14 protein-coding genes are annotated in these 18,891 nt (G+C 62.4%); 10 read left to right on the forward strand and 4 right to left on the reverse strand.

Annotation, left to right across the window (positions count from 1 at the left end; genetic code table 11):
- Positions 1 to 75 precede the first annotated feature (75 nt).
- Positions 76 to 756, forward strand: a complete 681-nt coding sequence (locus KB890_RS24680) for a gamma-glutamylcyclotransferase (RefSeq protein WP_004152258.1) — start codon at positions 76 to 78, stop codon at positions 754 to 756.
- Between the two features lie 217 nt (positions 757 to 973).
- Here the strand turns inward: KB890_RS24680 and KB890_RS24685 are convergent, their stop codons facing one another.
- Together KB890_RS24685 and KB890_RS24690 are read right to left on the reverse strand one after the other, a co-directional pair.
- Positions 974 to 1,216, reverse strand: coding sequence for a DUF1883 domain-containing protein (locus tag KB890_RS24685; protein WP_002910387.1), 243 nt, complete (start codon positions 1,214 to 1,216; stop codon positions 974 to 976).
- Between the two features lie 237 nt (positions 1,217 to 1,453).
- Positions 1,454 to 1,807, reverse strand: coding sequence for a DsrE/DsrF/TusD sulfur relay family protein (locus KB890_RS24690; protein WP_002910380.1), 354 nt, complete (start codon positions 1,805 to 1,807; stop codon positions 1,454 to 1,456).
- Between the two features lie 67 nt (positions 1,808 to 1,874).
- Here KB890_RS24690 and nasR point away from each other — a divergent pair, with 67 nt between their 5' ends.
- The 7 genes from nasR to KB890_RS24725 all read left to right on the forward strand — a co-directional run bounded on the left by nasR (position 1,875) and on the right by KB890_RS24725 (position 14,451).
- Entirely contained in the window at positions 1,875 to 3,056 is a 1,182-nt protein-coding gene (gene nasR, locus KB890_RS24695; protein WP_004180386.1) for a nitrate regulatory protein NasR, read from the forward strand.
- A gap of 242 nt (positions 3,057 to 3,298) precedes the next feature.
- Positions 3,299 to 4,555: a CmpA/NrtA family ABC transporter substrate-binding protein gene (locus KB890_RS24700; RefSeq protein ID WP_004175561.1), complete on the forward strand. Its 1,257-nt coding sequence runs from the start codon at positions 3,299 to 3,301 to the stop codon at positions 4,553 to 4,555.
- A 1-nt stretch (position 4,556) separates the two neighbouring features.
- A complete protein-coding gene (gene ntrB, locus KB890_RS24705) occupies positions 4,557 to 5,441 on the forward strand; it encodes a nitrate ABC transporter permease (protein ID WP_004152255.1) in 885 nt (294 codons plus the stop codon).
- A 9-nt stretch (positions 5,442 to 5,450) separates the two neighbouring features.
- The gene (locus KB890_RS24710) at positions 5,451 to 6,239 is read left to right on the forward strand and encodes an ABC transporter ATP-binding protein (RefSeq protein WP_004145418.1); all 789 of its coding nucleotides are present in this window, start codon (positions 5,451 to 5,453) and stop codon (positions 6,237 to 6,239) included.
- A gap of 10 nt (positions 6,240 to 6,249) precedes the next feature.
- Positions 6,250 to 10,317, forward strand: a complete 4,068-nt coding sequence (gene nirB, locus KB890_RS24715; protein WP_094932896.1) for a nitrite reductase large subunit NirB — start codon at positions 6,250 to 6,252, stop codon at positions 10,315 to 10,317.
- Positions 10,317 to 12,917, forward strand: a complete 2,601-nt coding sequence (locus KB890_RS24720; RefSeq protein ID WP_004180384.1) for a nitrate reductase — start codon at positions 10,317 to 10,319, stop codon at positions 12,915 to 12,917. Before nirB ends, KB890_RS24720 begins: the two co-directional genes overlap by 1 nt.
- A gap of 151 nt (positions 12,918 to 13,068) precedes the next feature.
- The gene (locus KB890_RS24725; RefSeq protein ID WP_004180383.1) at positions 13,069 to 14,451 is read left to right on the forward strand and encodes a YchO/YchP family invasin; all 1,383 of its coding nucleotides are present in this window, start codon (positions 13,069 to 13,071) and stop codon (positions 14,449 to 14,451) included.
- On the opposite strand, the gene narL is transcribed toward KB890_RS24725, so the two are convergent.
- Positions 14,448 to 15,098 carry a two-component system response regulator NarL gene (narL, locus tag KB890_RS24730; RefSeq protein ID WP_002910198.1) on the reverse strand — a complete coding sequence of 217 codons (651 nt, stop codon included), beginning with the start codon at positions 15,096 to 15,098 and terminating at the stop codon, positions 14,448 to 14,450. The two genes, KB890_RS24725 and narL, sit on opposite strands and share 4 nt — an antisense overlap.
- Positions 15,099 to 15,108: 10 nt before the next feature.
- Positions 15,109 to 16,887 carry a nitrate/nitrite two-component system sensor histidine kinase NarX gene (gene narX, locus KB890_RS24735; protein WP_004175566.1) on the reverse strand — a complete coding sequence of 593 codons (1,779 nt, stop codon included), beginning with the start codon at positions 16,885 to 16,887 and terminating at the stop codon, positions 15,109 to 15,111.
- Between the two features lie 311 nt (positions 16,888 to 17,198).
- Between narX and KB890_RS24740 the strand changes: the two genes are divergently transcribed.
- Together KB890_RS24740 and KB890_RS24745 are read left to right on the forward strand one after the other, a co-directional pair.
- Entirely contained in the window at positions 17,199 to 18,587 is a 1,389-nt protein-coding gene (locus KB890_RS24740) for a NarK family nitrate/nitrite MFS transporter (protein ID WP_004175568.1), read from the forward strand.
- A 125-nt stretch (positions 18,588 to 18,712) separates the two neighbouring features.
- Entirely contained in the window at positions 18,713 to 18,826 is a 114-nt protein-coding gene (locus KB890_RS24745; protein WP_004148764.1) for a hypothetical protein, read from the forward strand.
- The last annotated feature ends 65 nt before the right edge of the window (positions 18,827 to 18,891 follow it).

Raw genomic sequence — 18,891 nt, forward strand, 5'->3', positions numbered from 1 at the left:
GGATAATATTTCAGCAATATTGACGGATGCATGAGACGAACGCCGGGAAGCGGGCAGTGGCGGAGGTAGTAAACAGTGTTAACTCGTGATTTCTTAATGAATGCGGATTGTAAGACAGCGTTTGGCGCTATTGAGGAATCGCTACTCTGGTCGGCAGAACAACGTGCAGCCTCGCTGGCGGCGACGCTGGCCTGCCGCCCGGATGATGGCTCAGTATGGATCTTTGGCTACGGTTCGCTTATCTGGAACCCGGCGCTCAATTATCGCGAGTCCTGCACCGGCACGCTGCCGGGCTGGCACCGCGCGTTTTGCCTGCGGTTGACCGCCGGGCGCGGTAGTGCCTGCCAGCCGGGACGCATGCTGGCTCTCAAAGAGGGCGGCCGAACCACCGGCGTCGCCTATCGTCTGCCTGACGACACGCTGGAGGAGGAGCTGACCCTGCTGTGGAAGCGGGAGATGATCACCGGCTGCTATCTGCCCACCTGGTGCAAGCTGGAGCTGGACGACGGACGGACGGTGAATGCCCTGGTGTTTATTATGGATCCGCGCCATCCACTGTTTGAACCGGATACCAGTGCCCAGGTTATCGCCCCGCTGATCGCCCGGGCCAGCGGGCCGCTCGGCACCAACGCCCAGTATCTGTTTTCGCTTGAGCAGGCGCTGCGCAAGCTGGGCATGCACGATGCCAGTCTCGATGACCTGGTGGCCAGCGTCCGCGCGCTGTTGGGCGAGAGTCCGACGCCGGGCCTGGCCTGAGCGCGCGCAAAAGAAAACGCCCGGCATGACCGGGCGTCCGATTGCTGACCAGTAAGGAAAAAGCGTGGTTTTTCCTTACTGGTGGTTATCAGCCGAAAATCAATAAATTGATTTTCCTTGTTATTTTTCTGGTGCAATCTGCAAGTACAATGATTGCATGAGGTTTGTCATGAATCCCACGCCCGGCATGACCGGGCATGTGTTCTGGCAGTGACGGTCAGGCCGGCACGTAGCTGATGGAGTGCTCCAGCGACTGGCTGTGACTGTCGATAAGCACGTTCCAGGTGCCGCTGTAGGGCACCGTCAGATAGGCGCTGTCCCGATCCTGCACGCTCAGAATATCCGCATGACTGTCGCCCGGGACCTTCGCGCTCATCAGATGAATATGGCAGCGCTCTGAGCACCGCACCACCAGCGTGTCACCACCAAATAACGTCAAACTTGCTTTAACCATCGCCATTTTATACCCCGTTTCTGTCCCGCTACAGCATCCTGCCCACCCAGTCCTCGCGTGATATTGTTCACACTTTGCTCTGTGCATCACACCAAACGGCGCGGGTCGGGATGCTGATTTTGATCAAAAAAAGGGATAAAGATTAAACAAAAATGACGTTGTTCCTGAAAGCATTCAGCTAACGTTTTTTTTACCTCTGCAGGCGGCGAAACCTGATATTTCCTGCCGTTTGGCGCCCCAGATTCAGAAGGTCAGCACTTTATCTGCCGCCAGGGTCCACTGGGCCAGCTCAACGAGAGTGCCAACCTCCACGCCGTCAACCAGCGGCAGTGCGCTGACCCCGCGGCCGTCCGCGCAGGTTTTACACAGCTTCACGGGAACCTGCTGGGCGGTGAGGATCTCCAGCATCTGCTGCACATTATACCCTTCTGCCGGCTTCTGCCCCCGCAGCCCGGCGGTGACGGCGTCGGACATCAGAAACAGCTTGAGATCGAGGTCGGACTGCTGCTCGCGCAGGGCAATGGCCAGGCGCAGGCTGTTGAACAGGGATTCGCTGCCGTAGGCGGCGCCGTTGGCGATGATCACAATACGTTGCATACAAACTCCTTCTTAAAGGCACGGTTATTGCTTTAGGCAGTATAAAGCGTTAACCCGGAGGAGGGGTATGAATAATACGACTGGTCATGCGCACGATGCGACGGCCTGGCTGCAGCTGGCGCGTCGCCTGCAAAAACAACAGCTTCAGCAGCTTAGCCAACTGGGGGAACTGGCCAGCCAGCTCAGCGCGCTGGTGCATATGCTGCAGTGTGAGCGCGGGGCGTCGAATATCTATCTTTGCTCGGGCGGCTTGCTGTATACAGCGGAGTGTCGGGCGGGAGGGGCGCTGGTTGACGAGCGGCTAGCCCTGTTTTATGCCAGCCTCGAACGGGCGCGCGCGGTAGCCGGCAGCGCGCTGTGCTGGCGTATCGCCAGAGCGGTTGACGAGCTGGCGCAGCTCCCGGCGCTACGCGCGCAGATCGGCCGCCGGCAAATTGCCGCTGAAGCCGCGACGGAGCAGTTCAGCCGCGTCATCCGCCATCTGCTGAACATCGCCCCGCAGCTCAATGACAGCATTGACGATCCGCCGGTGGCTGGTCGGTTGGTCGCCCTGTACAGCTTTATGCAGGGAAAAGAGCTGGTGGGCCAGGAGCGCGCGCTGGGAGCATTGGGCTTTACCCGCGGCGAGTTCAGCGACAGCCTGCGCCAGCAGCTGGTGGACCGTATTGACGGTCAGCAGCCCTGCTTCGACAGCTTTCAGGCGCTGGGCAGCCCGGCGACCGTCCAGTTGTTCAGAACCCAGTGCCACGCCGGTCTGGATATTGAACAGCTGCGGCGGATCGCCTGTACCCGCCAGCCGGCTGCCGACGGCGGGGAAACGGCGCTGCGCTGGTTTGGCCTGCAAACCCAACGGCTTGAGCAACTGCGCGAAGTGGAAGAGCAACTGATCGACGATCTGCTGGATGCCACCGACGCGCTGTTAGCAGACGACGCGCCTGGCTGGCAGGCCGGAGAGGAAGACGATAGCGTGACGCCACGGCTCGATAAACAGCTACTGCCGCTGGTGCGCCAGCAGGCCTATGAGCTGCAGCAGCTCTCCAGCCAGCTGGCCTCGCTGAAAGACGTGCTCGAAGAGCGCAAGCTGATCGAAAAAGCGAAAAGTCTGCTGATGACGCACCAGGGAATGCAGGAGGAGCAGGCCTGGCAGACGCTGCGCAAGATGGCCATGGACAAAAACCAGCGTATGGTTGAGATAGCCCGCGCGCTGCTGATGGTGAAGGCGATTTGGCCGCTAACACCAAAGGAGTAGATGCACAATCGATGGGCATTCTTTGCCTGCCGGCGGTGCATTTTTAGGTGAAAAACCGGCCAGCGTTGGGAAAAAGCCCGCCAGCGCGCTATTGCCAAAGCTGGCATCCCGTTTGCATTACTTATTAAGTGAATAAAAGTCCGGGCAACGAACCAATGGCGGTTCGGGGGCCCGTGGATAAAGGCGTCCTGCAGTGCGTATGCACTGTCGGGCGCTTTTTTTTTGCGCATGGTGGAGCGGATATGGGCGACAAATTTTCAATTTCCCGGCGGCGCTTGCTGCAGGCAGGGGCCGCGCTGGGCGGCGCGATGCTGCTGCCGGGCGTGATGCAGGCCGCCTGGGCCGGCGGCTCGGACAAACCGGAGCAAACCCGCGTGCGGGTCGGATTTATTCCGCTGACCGATTGCGCGCCGCTGGCCATCGCCGCGGCGAAGGGGTTTGACCAAAAATATGGCATCACCCTGGTGGCGAGTAAGGAAGCCAGCTGGGCGGCGGTGCGCGACAAGCTGGTGGCCGGCGAGCTCGACGCGGCGCATATTCTCTATGGCCTGCTGTACGGCCTCGAACTGGGGATCGCCAGCAAGCCGCAGGCGATGGCCAATTTGATGACCCTCAACCGCAATGGGCAGGCGATTACCCTCTCCAGCGAGCTGCAGGAGAAAGGGGTGACCGACCTCGGCGGGCTGAAGCGGCTGATCGACCGCAGCGCGCCGGGCAGTTACACCTTCGCCCATACCTTTCCTACCGGCACCCATGCCATGTGGCTTTACTACTGGCTGGCGAGCGCCGGCATCGATCCCTTCAACGATGTGCGCACCGTCGTGGTGCCGCCGCCGCAGATGGTGATGAACATGCGCATCGGCAATATGAGCGGCTTTTGCGTCGGCGAGCCGTGGAACGCCCGCGCTATTAACGACCGTATCGGCTTCACCGCGGCCACTTCCCAGGATATCTGGCCCGAGCATCCGGAAAAGGTGCTGGGCACCCGTCGCGACTGGGTGGAACGCAACCCGAACACCGCCCGCGCGCTGGTGGCGGCCCTGATGGAGGCGCAGCGCTGGATCGCCGCCTCGCCGGAGAACACCCGGGAGACGGCCCGCCTGCTCGCCAGACGCGGCTGGCTCAATACCAAGGAGCAATACCTCACCGGCCGGATGCTTGGAGAGTATGACAACGGCCTTGGCCGCCGCTGGCAGGATGCCCATCCGATGCGCTTCTGGGCCGGGGGCGAGGTGAGTTTCCCGTGGCTGTCGGACGGGATGTGGTTCCTCACCCAGTTCCGCCGCTGGGGGTTGCTGAAGCAGGCTCCGGATTACCTCGCGGTGGCGTCGCGCATTAACCGCATCGATGTCTGGCAGGCTGCCGCCCAGGCGGTAGGAGGGATCAGCGCGCCGGCAGCCAGGATGCGCAGCAGCACACTAATGGACGGGACGGTCTGGAACGGGTCCGACCCGGAAGGCTACGCCCGCCATTTCTCTATTCAACGTAAGGGGGCATGAGATGAAGCAGGCACAACGTAAGCAACCGGTCGTCAGCGTGGACAACGCGCCTGGCGAAGTGATTATCCTGCCGCCGGTGCAGGTCCGGCGCACCACGCCGACCGTCACGCGCTGGCTGCGTGAGCTCACCCAGCGCCTGCTGCCCCCGCTGTTGGGGCTGGGTGTGCTGCTGCTGGCCTGGCAGCTGGCGGCGATGCATAGCAAAGGCTTTCCCACGCCGCTGAGCACGCTGGACTCGGCGCTGACCCTGTTTGCCGATCCGTTCTATCAGGACGGGCCCAATGACATGGGCATCGGCTGGAACGTGCTGGCCTCCCTGCAGCGCGTGGCGGTGGGCTTCGGCCTGGCGGCGCTGGCGGGCATTCCGCTGGGGTTTTTGATCGGCCGTTCGCTGTTCTTCGCCCGCATGTTTAATCCGCTGATTGCTCTGCTGCGCCCGGTCAGCCCGCTGGCCTGGCTGCCGATTGGCCTGCTGCTGTTCCAGAAGGCGGAGCCGGCTTCCAGCTGGACCATTTTTATCTGCTCCATCTGGCCGATGGTGATCAACACCGCGGAGGGTGTGCGGCGGATCCCGCAGGACTATCTCAACGTCGCCCGCGTCCTCCAGCTCTCGGAGTGGACGGTGATGCGCAAAATCCTCTTTCCAGCGGTGCTGCCGGCGGTGCTTACCGGCGTGCGCCTCTCCATCGGCATCGCCTGGCTGGTGATCGTGGCGGCGGAAATGCTTACCGGCGGGCTGGGGATCGGCTTCTGGATCTGGAACGAGTGGAACAACCTCAATGTGGAAAACATCATCATCGCCATCGTCATTATCGGCGTCGTCGGCCTGCTGCTGGAGCAGGGCCTGATGCTGCTCGCTCGCCGCTTTAGCTGGCAGGAAAAATAAGGAGCCAACATGAAACCATTAATTCAGGTGCAGGCCGTCAGCCAACGCTTCAACACCGCCAGCGGCGAGTTCCTGGCGCTGCAGAATGTCTCCTTCGATATCGTCGAAGGGGAGACCATTAGCCTGATCGGCCACTCGGGTTGCGGAAAATCGACCCTGCTGAACCTGATCGCCGGGATCACCACCCCTACCGAGGGCGGACTACTGTGTGATAACCGGGAAATCGCCGGTCCCGGGCCGGAGCGGGCGGTGGTTTTCCAGAACCACTCGCTGCTGCCGTGGCTGAGCTGTTTCGACAATGTGGCGCTGGCGGTGGATCAGGTGTTCCGTCGCACCATGAGCAAGAGTGAGCGCCGGGAGTGGATCGAACACAACCTGGCGCGCGTACAGATGGGTCATGCGCTGCACAAACGTCCCGGGGAGATCTCCGGCGGCATGAAGCAGCGGGTGGGTATCGCCCGGGCGCTGGCGATGAAGCCGAAAGTGCTGCTGCTTGATGAGCCCTTCGGCGCCCTGGATGCGCTGACCCGCGCCCACCTCCAGGACACGGTGATGCATATCCAGCAGGAGCTCAATACCACCATCGTCATGATCACCCACGACGTTGATGAAGCGGTGCTGCTCTCGGATCGGGTGCTGATGATGACCAACGGTCCGGCGGCGACGGTCGGCGAGATCCTCGCGGTCGATCTGCCGCGTCCGCGCCACCGCGTTCAGCTGGCGGACGACAGCCGGTATCACCATCTGCGCCAGCAGATCCTCCATTTCCTGTATGAAAAACAGCCGAAAGCGGCGTAAGGAGGCGGTCATGACGCGGCGACTGGTGGTGATCGGTAACGGCATGGCGGCCACCCGGCTGGTGCAGCGGCTGGTTGAGCGCGACCCCGCGCGGTTTGCCATTACCGTCGTCGGCGACGAGCCGCACCCGGCCTATAACCGCATTCAGCTCTCGCCGCTGCTGGCAGGTGAAAAAACGGCGGCGCAGATCCCGTTGCTGCCGGCGGAGTGGTACACCCGGCACGGGGTGTGCCTGCGGTCTGGCGAGGCGGTCGATGAAGTCGATATTCAGCAACGGCGGCTGCGCATCGCGGAAACCTGGCTGCCGTGGGATGAGCTGGTGTTCGCCACCGGTTCGCGGCCCTTTATCCCGCCGCTGCCGGGCATTGATCGTCCGCAGGTTATGCCCTTCCGCACCCTGGCGGACGTGGAACGTATTCTGGCGATACCCGGCCTGGCGGTGGTGATTGGCGGTGGCGTGCTGGGGGTGGAAGCGGCGGCGGCGCTGCGTCGTCACGGCGGAGAGGTCACTCTTCTGCATCGCGGCAGCGGATTAATGGCGCCGCTGACCGACGCTTTTGCCGCCGATGAGCTCAGGCAGCAGCTTGAAGCGCGCGGCATTCGCTGCGTGCTGGCGTGCCGCATCGCCGCCATCGACGCCGATGGCGTGCGGCTGGCGGACGGGCGCGTATTCCGCGCCGCCAGAGTGGTGCTGGCTACCGGCGTGCAGCCCGACAGCCGTCTGGCGGCGCAGTCCGGCGTGCTGTGCCAGCGGGGGATCGTGGTCGACCGTCAGATGGCCTCCTCGCTGCCGGGGATCAGCGCCATCGGCGAATGTTGCGAAATTGACGGCCAGACCTGGGGGCTGGTGGCTCCCTGCCTGCGTCAGGCCGAGGTGCTGGCGGATCGCCTGTGCGGCGCCCCCGGCGAGGGCTTTGTCTGGCAGGACGCCGGGACCCGCCTGAAGGTCACCGGCATTGAACTCTTTAGCGCTGGCGAGCAGCAGGCCGGCGAACAGGATGACATTTATACCAGCTGGGACCCCATCGACCGCCACTATCGCCGCCTGCTGCTGCGCGATGGCCGCCTGCGCGGCGTGCTGCTGATGGGCGACTGCACCGCCGCCGCCGCGCTCACCGCGCGCCTGGAAAGCGATGAGCCTGCCACCGTGGACTGGCTTTTTGACCCCTCTTCAACGCAGCCGCAGGCTGCAGGAATAATGACGATGACGAAACCTGTATTAGTGCTGGTGGGACATGGCATGGTCGGCCACCATTTTCTCGAACAATGCGTGAGCCGCAATCTGCATCAGCAATATCGAATCGTGGTGTTTGGCGAAGAGCGTTACCCCGCCTACGACCGGGTACACCTCTCCGAGTATTTTGCCGGACGCAGCGCCGAGTCGCTGTCGCTGGCGGCCGGGGATTTCTTTATTGAACACGGTATTGAACTCCGCCTCGGCGAGGCGGTGGCGACCATCGACCGCGACGCACGGCTGGTACGGGACGCCGAGGGGCATGAAATCCACTGGGATAAACTGGTGCTGGCGACCGGCTCGTATCCCTTTGTTCCGCCAATCCCCGGTAACGATCTCGCGGGGTGCTTTGTCTACCGCACTCTTGACGATCTCGACCGTATCGCCGCCCATGCCGCCGCGGCGAAGAGCGGGGTGGTTATCGGCGGCGGGCTGCTCGGGCTGGAGGCGGCCAACGCCCTGAAACAGCTGGGGCTGGAGACGCAGGTGGTGGAGTTTGCCCCGAACCTGATGGCCGTCCAGCTGGATAACGGCGGGGCGGCGATGCTCCGGGAGAAGATTGTCGCCCTCGGCGTGGGGGTGCATACCAGCAAAGCGACCACCGCCATCGTGCGCGAGGCTGACGGCCTGCGGCTGAACTTTGCCGACGGCGGCGCGTTGCGGACCGACATGGTGGTCTTCTCGGCGGGGATCCGCCCGCAGGACGCGCTGGCCCGCGGCTGCGCGCTGCAGGTGGGCGAACGCGGGGGAATTCACATCGACGGCCAGTGCCGCACCTCTGACCCGGACGTGCTGGCGATAGGCGAATGCGCCCTGTGGGACAATAAAATTTACGGTCTGGTGGCGCCGGGCTATCAGATGGCGCGCATCGCCGCGGCCACTCTCGCAGGAGAGGACGCCTGCTTTAGCGGCGCCGACATGAGCACCAAACTGAAGCTGCTGGGGGTCGACGTGGCCTCGTTTGGCGATGCGCAGGGGCGCACGCCGGGCTGTCAGAGCTATCAATGGACCGACGGTCCGCAGCAGATTTACAAAAAAATCGTCGTCAGTCAGGACGGCAAAGCCCTGCTTGGCGGCGTGCTGGTGGGGGATGCCAGCGACTATGCCACGCTGCTGCAGATGATGCTGAACGGCATGGCGCTGCCGCCGCGTCCGGAGAGTCTGATCCTGCCCGCGCTGGAGGGAGCCGCGCCGAAGGCGCTCGGCGTCGCGGCGCTGCCGGACAGCGCGCCGATCTGCTCCTGCCATAACGTCAGCAAAGGCGATATCTGCCAGGCGGTGAACAATGGGGCGGGGGATATGTCGGCGATAAAAAGTTGCACCAGAGCGGCTACCGGCTGCGGCGGCTGCAGCGCGCTGGTGAAACAGGTGATGGAGTATCAGCTGGCGGAGCAGGGCGTCGAAGTGAAAAAAGACGTCTGCGAACATTTCCCGTGGTCGCGCCAGGAGATCTACCACCTGGTGCGGGTTAACCATATCCATACCTTCGAGCAGTTGATTAGCCGCTACGGCCAGGGGCACGGCTGCGATGTCTGCAAACCGCTGGTGGCCTCGGTGCTGGCCTCCTGCTGGAACGAGTACCTGCTGAAGCCGGCGCACCTGCCGCTGCAGGATACCAACGACCGCTATTTCGCCAATATCCAGAAGGACGGGAGCTATTCGGTGGTGCCGCGGATGGCGGCAGGGGAAGTGACGCCGGACGGACTGATCGCCATCGGGCAGATCGCCAAACGTTACCAGCTCTACAGCAAAGTGACCGGCGGCCAGCGCATCGACCTGTTTGGCGCGCGGCTGGAACATCTGCCGGCTATCTGGCGCGAGCTGGCCGACGCCGGGTTTGAAACCGGCCACGCCTACGGCAAGTCGCTGCGCATGGTGAAATCCTGCGTCGGCTCAACCTGGTGTCGCTACGGCGTGCAAGACTCCACCGGGCTCGCGGTACGGCTCGAGCATCGCTATAAAGGGCTACGCGCCCCGCACAAAATCAAGATGGCGGTCTCCGGCTGCACCCGCGAATGCGCTGAAGCCCAGGGGAAAGATATCGGGGTGATTGCCACCGACAAAGGCTGGAATCTGTACGTCTGCGGCAACGGCGGGATGAAACCGCGTCACGCCGACCTGTTTGCCAGCGATCTCGACGAAGCGACGCTGATCCGCAGCATCGATCGTCTGCTGATGTTCTATATCCGTACCGCCGATCGCCTGCAGCGAACCAGCACCTGGATGGATAACCTGGAGGGCGGCGTCGCCTATCTGCGGCAGGTGGTGCTGGAGGATAGTCTTGGCATTGGCGAGGAGCTGGAGCAGGAGATGGCCCGGATCGTCGACAGCTACCAGTGCGAGTGGCAGACCACCCTCAACGATCCGCAGCGTCTGGCGCTGTTCCGCTCCTTCGTTAATAGCGACCAGCCCGACGAGGCTGTGCAGCGCCGCGATCTGCGCGGTCAGCCGCAGCCGCTGCTGACTGAGACGTTGCCCGAAGGCGAACTCCCATCCCGACCGTGGCAGGCGGTATGCGATCTTGACGCCATTCCGGCGCAGGCGGGGATCGGCGCCCGCTTAGGGGAGCGGCAGATTGCCCTGTTCCGCTTCGGCGAGCGGGTCTACGCCCTCGACAACCGCGAGCCGGGCAGCACGGCCAACGTGCTGTCGCGTGGGCTGTTAGGGGACGTCGGCGGCGAGCCGGTGGTGATCTCCCCGCTGTACAAACAGCGGATACGCCTGCGCGACGGCTGGCCGTGCGACGGCGACGAACAGGCGGTACGCGCCTGGCCGGTGAAAGTGGAAAACGGCAAAGTGTGGGTGGGCAACCAGCAGCTGCTGGCCCGCGCGGAGGCCTCCTGATGAAGACCATCCGAACGACCTGCCCCTACTGCGGCGTAGGCTGCGGGGTGCTGGCGAGCGTGGACGACGCGGGGCAGGTGAGCGTGCGCGGCGACGATCAGCACCCGGCGAACCTCGGCCGTCTGTGCGTCAAAGGGGCCGCCTTAGGGGAGACCACGGGCCTGGCGGGGCGGCTGCTGACGCCGGAGGTCGACGGCCAGCAGGTAGCCTGGCCTCAGGCGCTGGCGGAAACCGCTGCGCGCCTGAGACAGATCATCGACCAGCACGGACCGCAAGCGGTGGCCTTTTACGCCTCCGGCCAGCTGTTAACCGAGGATTACTATGCCGCCAATAAGCTGATGAAAGGGTTTATCGGCGCGGCGAACATCGATACCAATTCACGGCTGTGCATGTCGTCAGCGGTCACTGGCTACAAGCGGGCCTTTGGCGCCGACGTGGTGCCCTGCAGCTACGATGATGTGGAAAACAGCGATCTGGTGGTGCTGGTCGGCTCGAACGCCGCCTGGGCGCATCCGGTGCTGTTCCAGCGGCTGGCGCAGGCGAAGCGGGATAATCCCCGATTGCGGATCGTGGCGATCGACCCCCGACGCACCGCTACCTGCGAGATCGCCGACCGCCATCTCGCGCTGGCCCCGGGAAGCGACGGCGGGTTGTTTGCGGGGCTGCTTAACGCCCTGGCTGAGGCAGGAGCCTGCGTCGATGGCTTTCGCGACGGCCCGCAGGCGCTGGCCGCCGCCCGCGGCTGGGACGTGGCGAGGGTGGCGGCCTTTTGCGGTCTGCCTGCCGATGAGGTGGCGGGATTCTATCGCGAGTTCATCGCCGCCCCGCGGGCGATCACCCTCTACACCATGGGAATCAATCAATCCGCCAGCGGCAGCGACAAATGTAACGCCATCATCAACGTCCATCTGGCCAGCGGGAAGTATGGCCGCCGCGGCTGCGGCCCCTTTTCGCTGACCGGTCAACCCAACGCCATGGGCGGCCGCGAAGTCGGCGGGCTGGCGACGATGCTGGCGGCGCACATGGATTTTGTGCCAGACGATCTGCAGCGGCTGGCCCGCTTCTGGGGGACGGAACGGCTGGCGCAGACCCCCGGGCTGACTGCCGTGGAGCTGTTTGCCGCCATTGGCCGCGGCGAGGTCAAAGCGGTCTGGATCATGGGTACCAACCCGGTGGTGTCGCTCCCTGACAGCCACGCGGTGAGCCAGGCGCTGGCCGCCTGTCCGCTGGTGATCGTCTCGGATGTCGCCGCCCAGACCGATACCGGACGTTTCGCCCACATCCGCTTTCCGGCGCTGGCCTGGGGCGAGAAGAATGGCACGGTCACCAACTCGGAGAGGCGGATCTCCCGTCAGCGCAGCTTTCTGCCGCCGCCGGGGGAGGCGAAAGCGGACTGGTGGATCATCGCCAGAGTGGGCCAGGCGCTGGGGTATCGCGAGGCGTTTGCCTGGCAGCATCCGCATGACGTCTTCCGCGAGCATGCGGCGCTGTCCGGTTTCGAAAACGACGGCCAGCGGGCGTTTGATATCGGCGCGCTGGCGGATCTCAGCCGTGAGGCGTGGGACGCCATGCCGCCGGTGCGCTGGCCGGTCAGCCGCAGCGAGGTCGCCTGGGATATCACGCGCGGCTGGCATGGCGATGGCAGGCTGCGGATGGTGCCGGTGACGCCTCAACCGACCCGGGCGACAACCGATGCCTTTTATCCGCTGATCCTCAACAGCGGGCGGATCCGCGATCAGTGGCACACCATGACCCGTACCGGCGCAGTGCCGCGGCTGATGCAGCATATCGCGGAGCCAATGGTGGAGGTGGCGCCGCAGGATGCCGTTCGCTATCAGCTTCCCGCTGACGGGCTGGCGCGGATCTGGTCGCGGCATGGGGTGATGGTGGCGAAAGTGGCGATCAGCGAAGGGCAGCGCCCCGGCTCGCTGTTTGTTCCGATGCACTGGAACAACCAGTTTGCCCGTCAGGGGCGGGTGAATAACCTGCTGGCCGCCGTCACGGACCCGTATTCCGGCCAGCCGGAAAGTAAACAGGCGGCGGTGGCGATTGCCGCCTGGCAACCGGCCTGGCACAGCGAGCTTTTTTGCCGCGAACCGCTACCATTTCCTGCGGCCTGGCACTGGCGGCGGCGGGCGGCGCCAGGCGTGCTGCACTACTCGCTGGCCGGGGAGGCATCTGCCCGACAGTGGCTCAGCGCGTGGTGCGCCCGGCGCGGCTGGCAGTTACAGGTGGCTGACGGCGGCGCGGTGTGGAACCTGCTGGCCTGGCATCAGGGAAGGCTGATGCTCGGCTGGTGGAGCGATGCGCGCGAGCCGGCGGTGGATTGCGCATGGATAAGCGCTGCCTTTGCCGCGCCGCCGTCCGATGCTGTCCAACGACATGCCTTGCTTAGCGGCCGACCGGGCGCCGCCGTCGCACCGCGGGGGCGGATCGTCTGCAGCTGCTTTGGGGTGGGGGAATGGTCAATTAACGAGGCCATCGCCAGCGGCTGCGCCAGCGTCGGGGCGCTGGGTGGGAAGCTGAAATGCGGGACCAACTGCGGCTCTTGCGTGCCGGAGCTCAACGCGCTGCTGGCGGCGCAACGAACCCGGGCGTAACGGTGGCGCGCGGCGACGCCTCCGGTTGGGCGGCACCTTACCCAACCGGTTTCAGCTTATTCCTGGAATTGCCCACAGGGCTGCGGGAGCAGGGAAAAAACGATAAACTAACACTTCTATCCATTTTTGTGAGCTTGCGCAAACTCTGTTAATGGCTGTGTCGTTCCGTTTGTTGCCAACGTTGACCTTTCTCCTGCTGTTGCCGGGCGTTCCCGTCTGGGCGCTGACCGCCAGCGACACCACCCGCCCTGCGCAAGCGCAAGATCCGCTGCCCGATATGGGGATTGCTCCCCAGGTTGATGACGACGCCCGGCACTTTGCCGAAGTGGCGAAGAAGTTTGGCGAGGCCAGCATGAGCGACAATGGTCTGACGGCGGGTGAACAGGCGCAGCTGTTTGCCATCAGTAAAATCGGCAATGAAGTGAGTCATCAGCTGGAGAGTTGGCTCTCGCCGTGGGGCAACGCCAATGTCGACCTGCTGGTCGATAAAGAGGGGAAATTCACCGGCAGTAAAGGGAGCTGGTTCGTGCCGTTGCAGGATAACGACCGTTATCTGACGTGGAACCAGTACTCGGTGACCCGGCGCGAGCACGATCTGGTGGGCAACATCGGGCTTGGCCAGCGTTGGCGGGTCGGCGGTTGGCTGCTGGGCTATAACTCGTTTTACGATAAAGTGCTGAGCGAAAGCCTGGCGCGCGGCAGCGTTGGCGCCGAAGCGTGGGGAGAATATCTCCGCCTGTCGGCAAACTATTACCATCCGCTGGGCGACTGGCAGCTACGCGATAATCAGACTCAGGAGCAGCGGATGGCCGCAGGGTATGACGTCACCGCCCAGGCGCGGCTGCCGTTCTACCAGCACATCAACACCAGCGTCAGCGTCGAACAGTATTTCGGCGATAGCGTCGATCTGTTTCACTCCGGCACCGGCTACCATAATCCGGTGGCCGTCTCCGTTGGGCTCAATTACACCCCGGTCCCGCTGGTCACGGTGACCGCTAAGCATAAGCAGGGGGAAAATGGCGTCAGCCAGAACAATGTGGGCCTGAAGCTAAACTATCGCTTTGGCGTACCCCTTAAGCAGCAGCTTGCGGCAGACGAGGTGGCGATCAGCAACTCGCTGCGCGGGAGCCGCTTCGATAGTCCGGAGCGGGATAATCTGCCGGTGGTGGAGTATCGTCAGCGCAAAAATCTGACGGTCTATCTGGCCACGCCGCCCTGGGATCTGCAGTCCGGGGAGACGGTGCAGTTGAAGCTGCAGATCCATAGTCTGCATGGCATCAAGGCGCTGCACTGGCAGGGAGACACCCAGGCCCTCAGCCTGACGCCGCCGGTAGATGCCAGCAGCCCCGATGGCTGGAGCATCATTATGCCGGTGTGGAACAGTGAACCGGGCGCCGCGAACCGCTGGCGCCTGTCGGTGGTGGTGGAGGATAAACAGGGGCAGCGCGTCTCCTCCAATGAGATCGCCCTGGCGCTGACCGAGCCGCTGGTCAAGTTTACCACGCCAGGCGTCTCCTGGACGGACTCGCCTTAGAAGATTCGCTCCTGGTGGACCCATACCGCCGCTTCCACGCGGGATTTGAGCTTCATTTTCTTCAGCATGTGCTTTACGTGTACTTTGACGGTGCTTTCGGTGATATCCAGGCGACGGGCGATCATTTTGTTCGGCAGTCCCTGGGCTATCAGCTTGAGAATGTCGCGCTCGCGCGGGGTCAGCTGGCTGATGTCGCGATCGGAGGTGGCGCGGTTGGCGCGCAGGCTGGCGGCCAGCACCGGCGTTAATGCTTCGCTTAATACCATCTCTCCGGCGGCCGCCTGCTGCAGCGCTTTCAGCAGATCTTCCGGTTCCATGTCCTTCAACAAATAGCCATCGGCGCCGCGCTTCAGGGCGGTGACAACGTCCTCTTCATGGTTGGAGACGCTGAAGACCACTACCCGGCCAGAAAGGGATTTCTCACGCAGCTTATCCAGCGTCTCCAGACCGTTCATGCCCGGCATATTAAGGTCCAGCAGGATCAGGTCAGGATCCAGCGACTCGGCCAGCTCGATACCTTGCGCGCCATTGCTGGCCTCGCCAATCACCTGGATGTCCGGCGCCATGCTGATCAACTGTTTCACGCCGGTGCGCAGCATCGGATGGTCGTCAATGAGAAGGATAGTTGCCCGTTCCTGTTGACTCATGAGGGTCTCCTTATTGGATGGAAAACGTTTTTTCCGGGATAAACGTGACGATCACTTCGGTTCCACCGGTTTCCCGGCGTCGTACCTGACAGTCACCGCGCAAGCTCTGGGCGCGATCCCGCATAATAATTAAACCGTAATGGTTACTCCGTTCGGCGTGGTCCGGTACGCCGCGGCCGTTATCCGCTACCACCAGACGAACCTGATTATCGCGTTGTGACACTGTCACGGTCACTTCGGTCGCGCTGGCATGCTTCAGAGCGTTGCTCAACGCTTCGCGAGCGATCTGCAGCAGGTGGATCGCCTGATGCGAGGGCACAAAGCGCGGCGGGAGCTGGTAATCAAGCTGCACCGTAAAGCCGAAGTGGGCGCTGTACTCCTGACAGCTGGCCTCCAGCGCCGGGCGCAGCCCCGGCTCGGTCAACTGCAGGCGGAAGGTGGTTAACAGCTCCCGCAGCTGGGCCCACGAGGTATTCAGTTCGTTACGGATCTGCCCCAGCAGCTGGCGGCTCTCCGTCGGCAAGGCGTCGCCTTGCATCTGCAGACAGCTAACCTGCATCTTCATACAGGATAGCGACTGGGCGATGGAGTCGTGCAGCTCGCGGGCGATAGTGGCCCGTTCTTCCATGACGATCAGCTGCTGCTGCTTCTCCTGATGGCGGTCCAGCGCCAGGGTGCTGGTCAGCTGTTCCACCAGGGTATCCACCAGCTGCTGCTGATCGTGGCTGAGATGGCGGCCAACCGGCAGCGTCGCCAACAGGATGCCGTACTGACTATGCGCATCCGACAGCCGCCACTTCAGCGTTGTTCCGCCATCCGGCAGCGGCGGCAGATTGCGTGGACAGAGGTAGCAGCCTTTATCATCACAGTCATCATCCGAGTGGCAGGTAAACTCCTGGTGATTATCTTCGTCTTCCAGGTCGTAAACCCGTACCTCGATATCGCGCAGCAGCGTCAGCCCCTGCAGGCCATTCAGTACCGGCGAAATACGTTCGCAGAGCGGGGCGCTGGAGTGCAGCCGGCGGTTGGCCTGCCATAAGAAAGCGAGGATCTCGTTCTTCTGCTCCAGTCCGGCAGTCTTCTCCTGCACCCGCCGCTCGAGCACGGCGTAGCTTTCCGCCAGCTCTTCCGACATGTTATTCAGCGCCATGCCCAGGGTCGCCATTTCGTTGCGGCCGCTGATGTGCGCCCGCTGGGTGAAATCACGCTGGCTCACCGCGCGCGCCATGCTCAGCAGCTGTTTCCACGGCCGCAGCAGGCGGGCGCGTAGCCAGATGATAGTGAAGATCAGCAGCAGCGCCATACCAATGGCGAGGATGCGATGGATCCAGACCACCCGTTCGATACGCTGCTCGGTGGTGTGGTCGAATGCGGTGACCAACTGGTCGATACGATCGACAAAGTCGGCGACATCCTGGGCCACTTCCGCCTGATTGACTGCGCGCTGCATCCCGGGGGCCAGCGCCAGCTGCCAGTACTGCTGCAGGGCTTTAAGCTGGATTTCCTGGCCGTCGCGGCGGGCGGAATTTTGCAGCTCCGGGCTGAAGACGGTGGCGGTCATGTCCGCCACCAGTTTTTGATCGTTTTCATTCAGCGGGATCGCCGCCAGCAGCCGGTAGCTTTGCATACGCAATGAACCGGCCTTGTTAATGGCGTGCGCGCTGCCCTGCACGCCGTTCACCAGGCGCGCGGAGATCGCCATGCCGGCGACGCCAATAATCGTGGCGAGCAGCACGATTAACGCCAGTTGATTGACCAGCGTCAGCGGGGTAAAAAGACGTTTTAACATGGAATGCGTGGCTCCTGACCGGTCATGTCTCCGGGAGTGGCGCTTATTCTCGACTATCCCCTGGAGTATACCCATACCCCCAAAGAGTTACTCCTTAATTGTCGGTGGTAGGCGATGTTAGGGGGGGGATTATACGCAACCCGGCAGCAGCGTGAAAAACCACACTTTTTTCCCCGCCATTCTCTACTCACTTGGAGGCATGGTTTATTTTTGCACAAATTAGCTCGCGCTTTTCCTTTGATTTATATCAACTTACCGCCCCGGGTAACCCCTAAGGTAGCGGCAGGAAATATGAATAATCAGAGGTATCTATGAGTCAATCTTCCCTCCCGGAGAAGGCTAACCGCTCGGTCATAACCGACTGGCGGCCTGAAGATCCTGAATTCTGGCAACAGCGCGGCCATCGTGTGGCAAGCCGCAATTTATGGATCTCCGTTCCCTGTCTGTTACTGGCGTTTTGCGTTTGGATGTTGTTCAGCGCGGTTGCCGTTAACCTCAACAAAGTAGGCTTTCAGTTTACAACCGATCAGCTGTTTATGCTGACCGCGCTGCCGGCGCTGTCAGGCGCCTTATTACGCGTGCCTTACGCCTTTATGGTGCCGCTGTTCGGCGGCCGTCGCTGGACGGCGTTCAGCACCGGGATCATGATTGTGCCGTGCGTCTGGCTGGGCTTCGCGGTCCAGGATACCTCTACGCCGTTTAGCATCTTCGTGATTATCTCTCTGCTGTGCGGCTTCGCCGGAGCCAACTTTGCCTCCAGTATGGCCAACATCAGCTTCTTCTTCCCGAAAGCGAAGCAGGGCGGGGCGCTCGGTGTTAACGGCGGCCTCGGCAATATGGGCGTCAGCGTGATGCAGCTGGTCGCGCCGCTGGTGGTCTCGATCTCTATCTTTGCCGTTTTTGGCGGTAACGGTAGCGAGCAACCGGACGGCTCGATGCTGTATCTGGAAAACGCCGCGTGGATCTGGGTACCTTTCCTGATTATTTTCACTCTGGCGGCGTGGTTCTTTATGAACGACCTGTCGGCTTCGAAAGCGTCGCTGAGCGAGCAGTTGCCGGTACTTAAGCGCCTGCATCTGTGGATTATGGCGCTGCTCTATCTCGCGACCTTCGGCTCCTTTATCGGCTTTTCCGCCGGGTTCGCGATGCTGTCAAAAACTCAGTTCCCGGATGTGCAGATCCTGCATTACGCCTTCTTCGGCCCGTTCATTGGCGCGCTGGCGCGTTCGATGGGCGGGGCGATCTCCGACCGCCTCGGTGGGACCCGCGTAACGCTGGTCAACTTTGTGGTGATGGCTGTCTTCTGCGCGCTGCTGTTCCTGACCCTGCCGACCAACGGCCAGGGCGGTAACTTTATCGCCTTCTTCGCGGTGTTTATGGTGCTGTTCCTGACCGCCGGGCTGGGGAGCGCCTCCACCTTCCAGATGATCTCCGTGATCTTCCGTAAGCTGACTATGGACCGCGTGAAGGCCCAGGGCGGCAGCGAAGCGCAGGCGATGCGCGAGGCGGCGACCGATACCGCGGCGGCGCTGGGCTTTATCTCCGCCATTGGCGCTATCGGCGGCTTCTTTATTCCGAAAGCGTTCGGTATCTCGCTGGATCTGACCGGCTCGCCGGCCGGGGCGATGAAAGTGTTCCTCGTGTTCTATATTGCCTGCGTGGTGATCACCTGGGCGGTATACGGTCGTAAGCGTCAGTAATCGGCCGCGGTAATGTTGGCGTATAAAAAGGCGCGCTCCCCACGGAGGCGCCTTTTTTAACCGCTTAATTAGTTACAACATACTATGAGAAAATATTGTCCGCATCGACCGCTGAGCCAGAACAGGTGGGCTTGCCAGTGAAATGGCTCTACCCCTTAATACCTCCGTTGTTAACAAATCCCGGCGAGGCGCTGCTTTTTGAGGTGAAAATCATTAAAAAACAACAAGTTAAAAAATAACATCTTATACCACCTTGGTGGTAATCGAGGTTTTGCTGCGCAGTAACAAGCCAGTTCGGATTGAT

It is taken from the genome of Klebsiella sp. P1954, from assembly GCF_018199955.1.
Lineage (GTDB): Bacteria > Pseudomonadota > Gammaproteobacteria > Enterobacterales > Enterobacteriaceae > Klebsiella > Klebsiella pneumoniae.

Coding starts and splice junctions, on each gene's coding strand:
- KB890_RS24685 (WP_002910387.1), bottom strand. CDS start 1,216: ATGGCGATGGTTAAAGCAAGTTTGACGTTATTTGGTGGTGACACGCTG.
- KB890_RS24690 (WP_002910380.1), bottom strand. CDS start 1,807: ATGCAACGTATTGTGATCATCGCCAACGGCGCCGCCTACGGCAGCGAA.
- nasR (WP_004180386.1), top strand. CDS start 1,875: ATGAATAATACGACTGGTCATGCGCACGATGCGACGGCCTGGCTGCAG.
- KB890_RS24700 (WP_004175561.1), top strand. CDS start 3,299: ATGGGCGACAAATTTTCAATTTCCCGGCGGCGCTTGCTGCAGGCAGGG.
- ntrB (WP_004152255.1), top strand. CDS start 4,557: ATGAAGCAGGCACAACGTAAGCAACCGGTCGTCAGCGTGGACAACGCG.
- KB890_RS24710 (WP_004145418.1), top strand. CDS start 5,451: ATGAAACCATTAATTCAGGTGCAGGCCGTCAGCCAACGCTTCAACACC.
- nirB (WP_094932896.1), top strand. CDS start 6,250: ATGACGCGGCGACTGGTGGTGATCGGTAACGGCATGGCGGCCACCCGG.
- KB890_RS24720 (WP_004180384.1), top strand. CDS start 10,317: ATGAAGACCATCCGAACGACCTGCCCCTACTGCGGCGTAGGCTGCGGG.
- KB890_RS24725 (WP_004180383.1), top strand. CDS start 13,069: ATGGCTGTGTCGTTCCGTTTGTTGCCAACGTTGACCTTTCTCCTGCTG.
- narL (WP_002910198.1), bottom strand. CDS start 15,098: ATGAGTCAACAGGAACGGGCAACTATCCTTCTCATTGACGACCATCCG.
- narX (WP_004175566.1), bottom strand. CDS start 16,887: ATGTTAAAACGTCTTTTTACCCCGCTGACGCTGGTCAATCAACTGGCG.
- KB890_RS24740 (WP_004175568.1), top strand. CDS start 17,199: ATGAGTCAATCTTCCCTCCCGGAGAAGGCTAACCGCTCGGTCATAACC.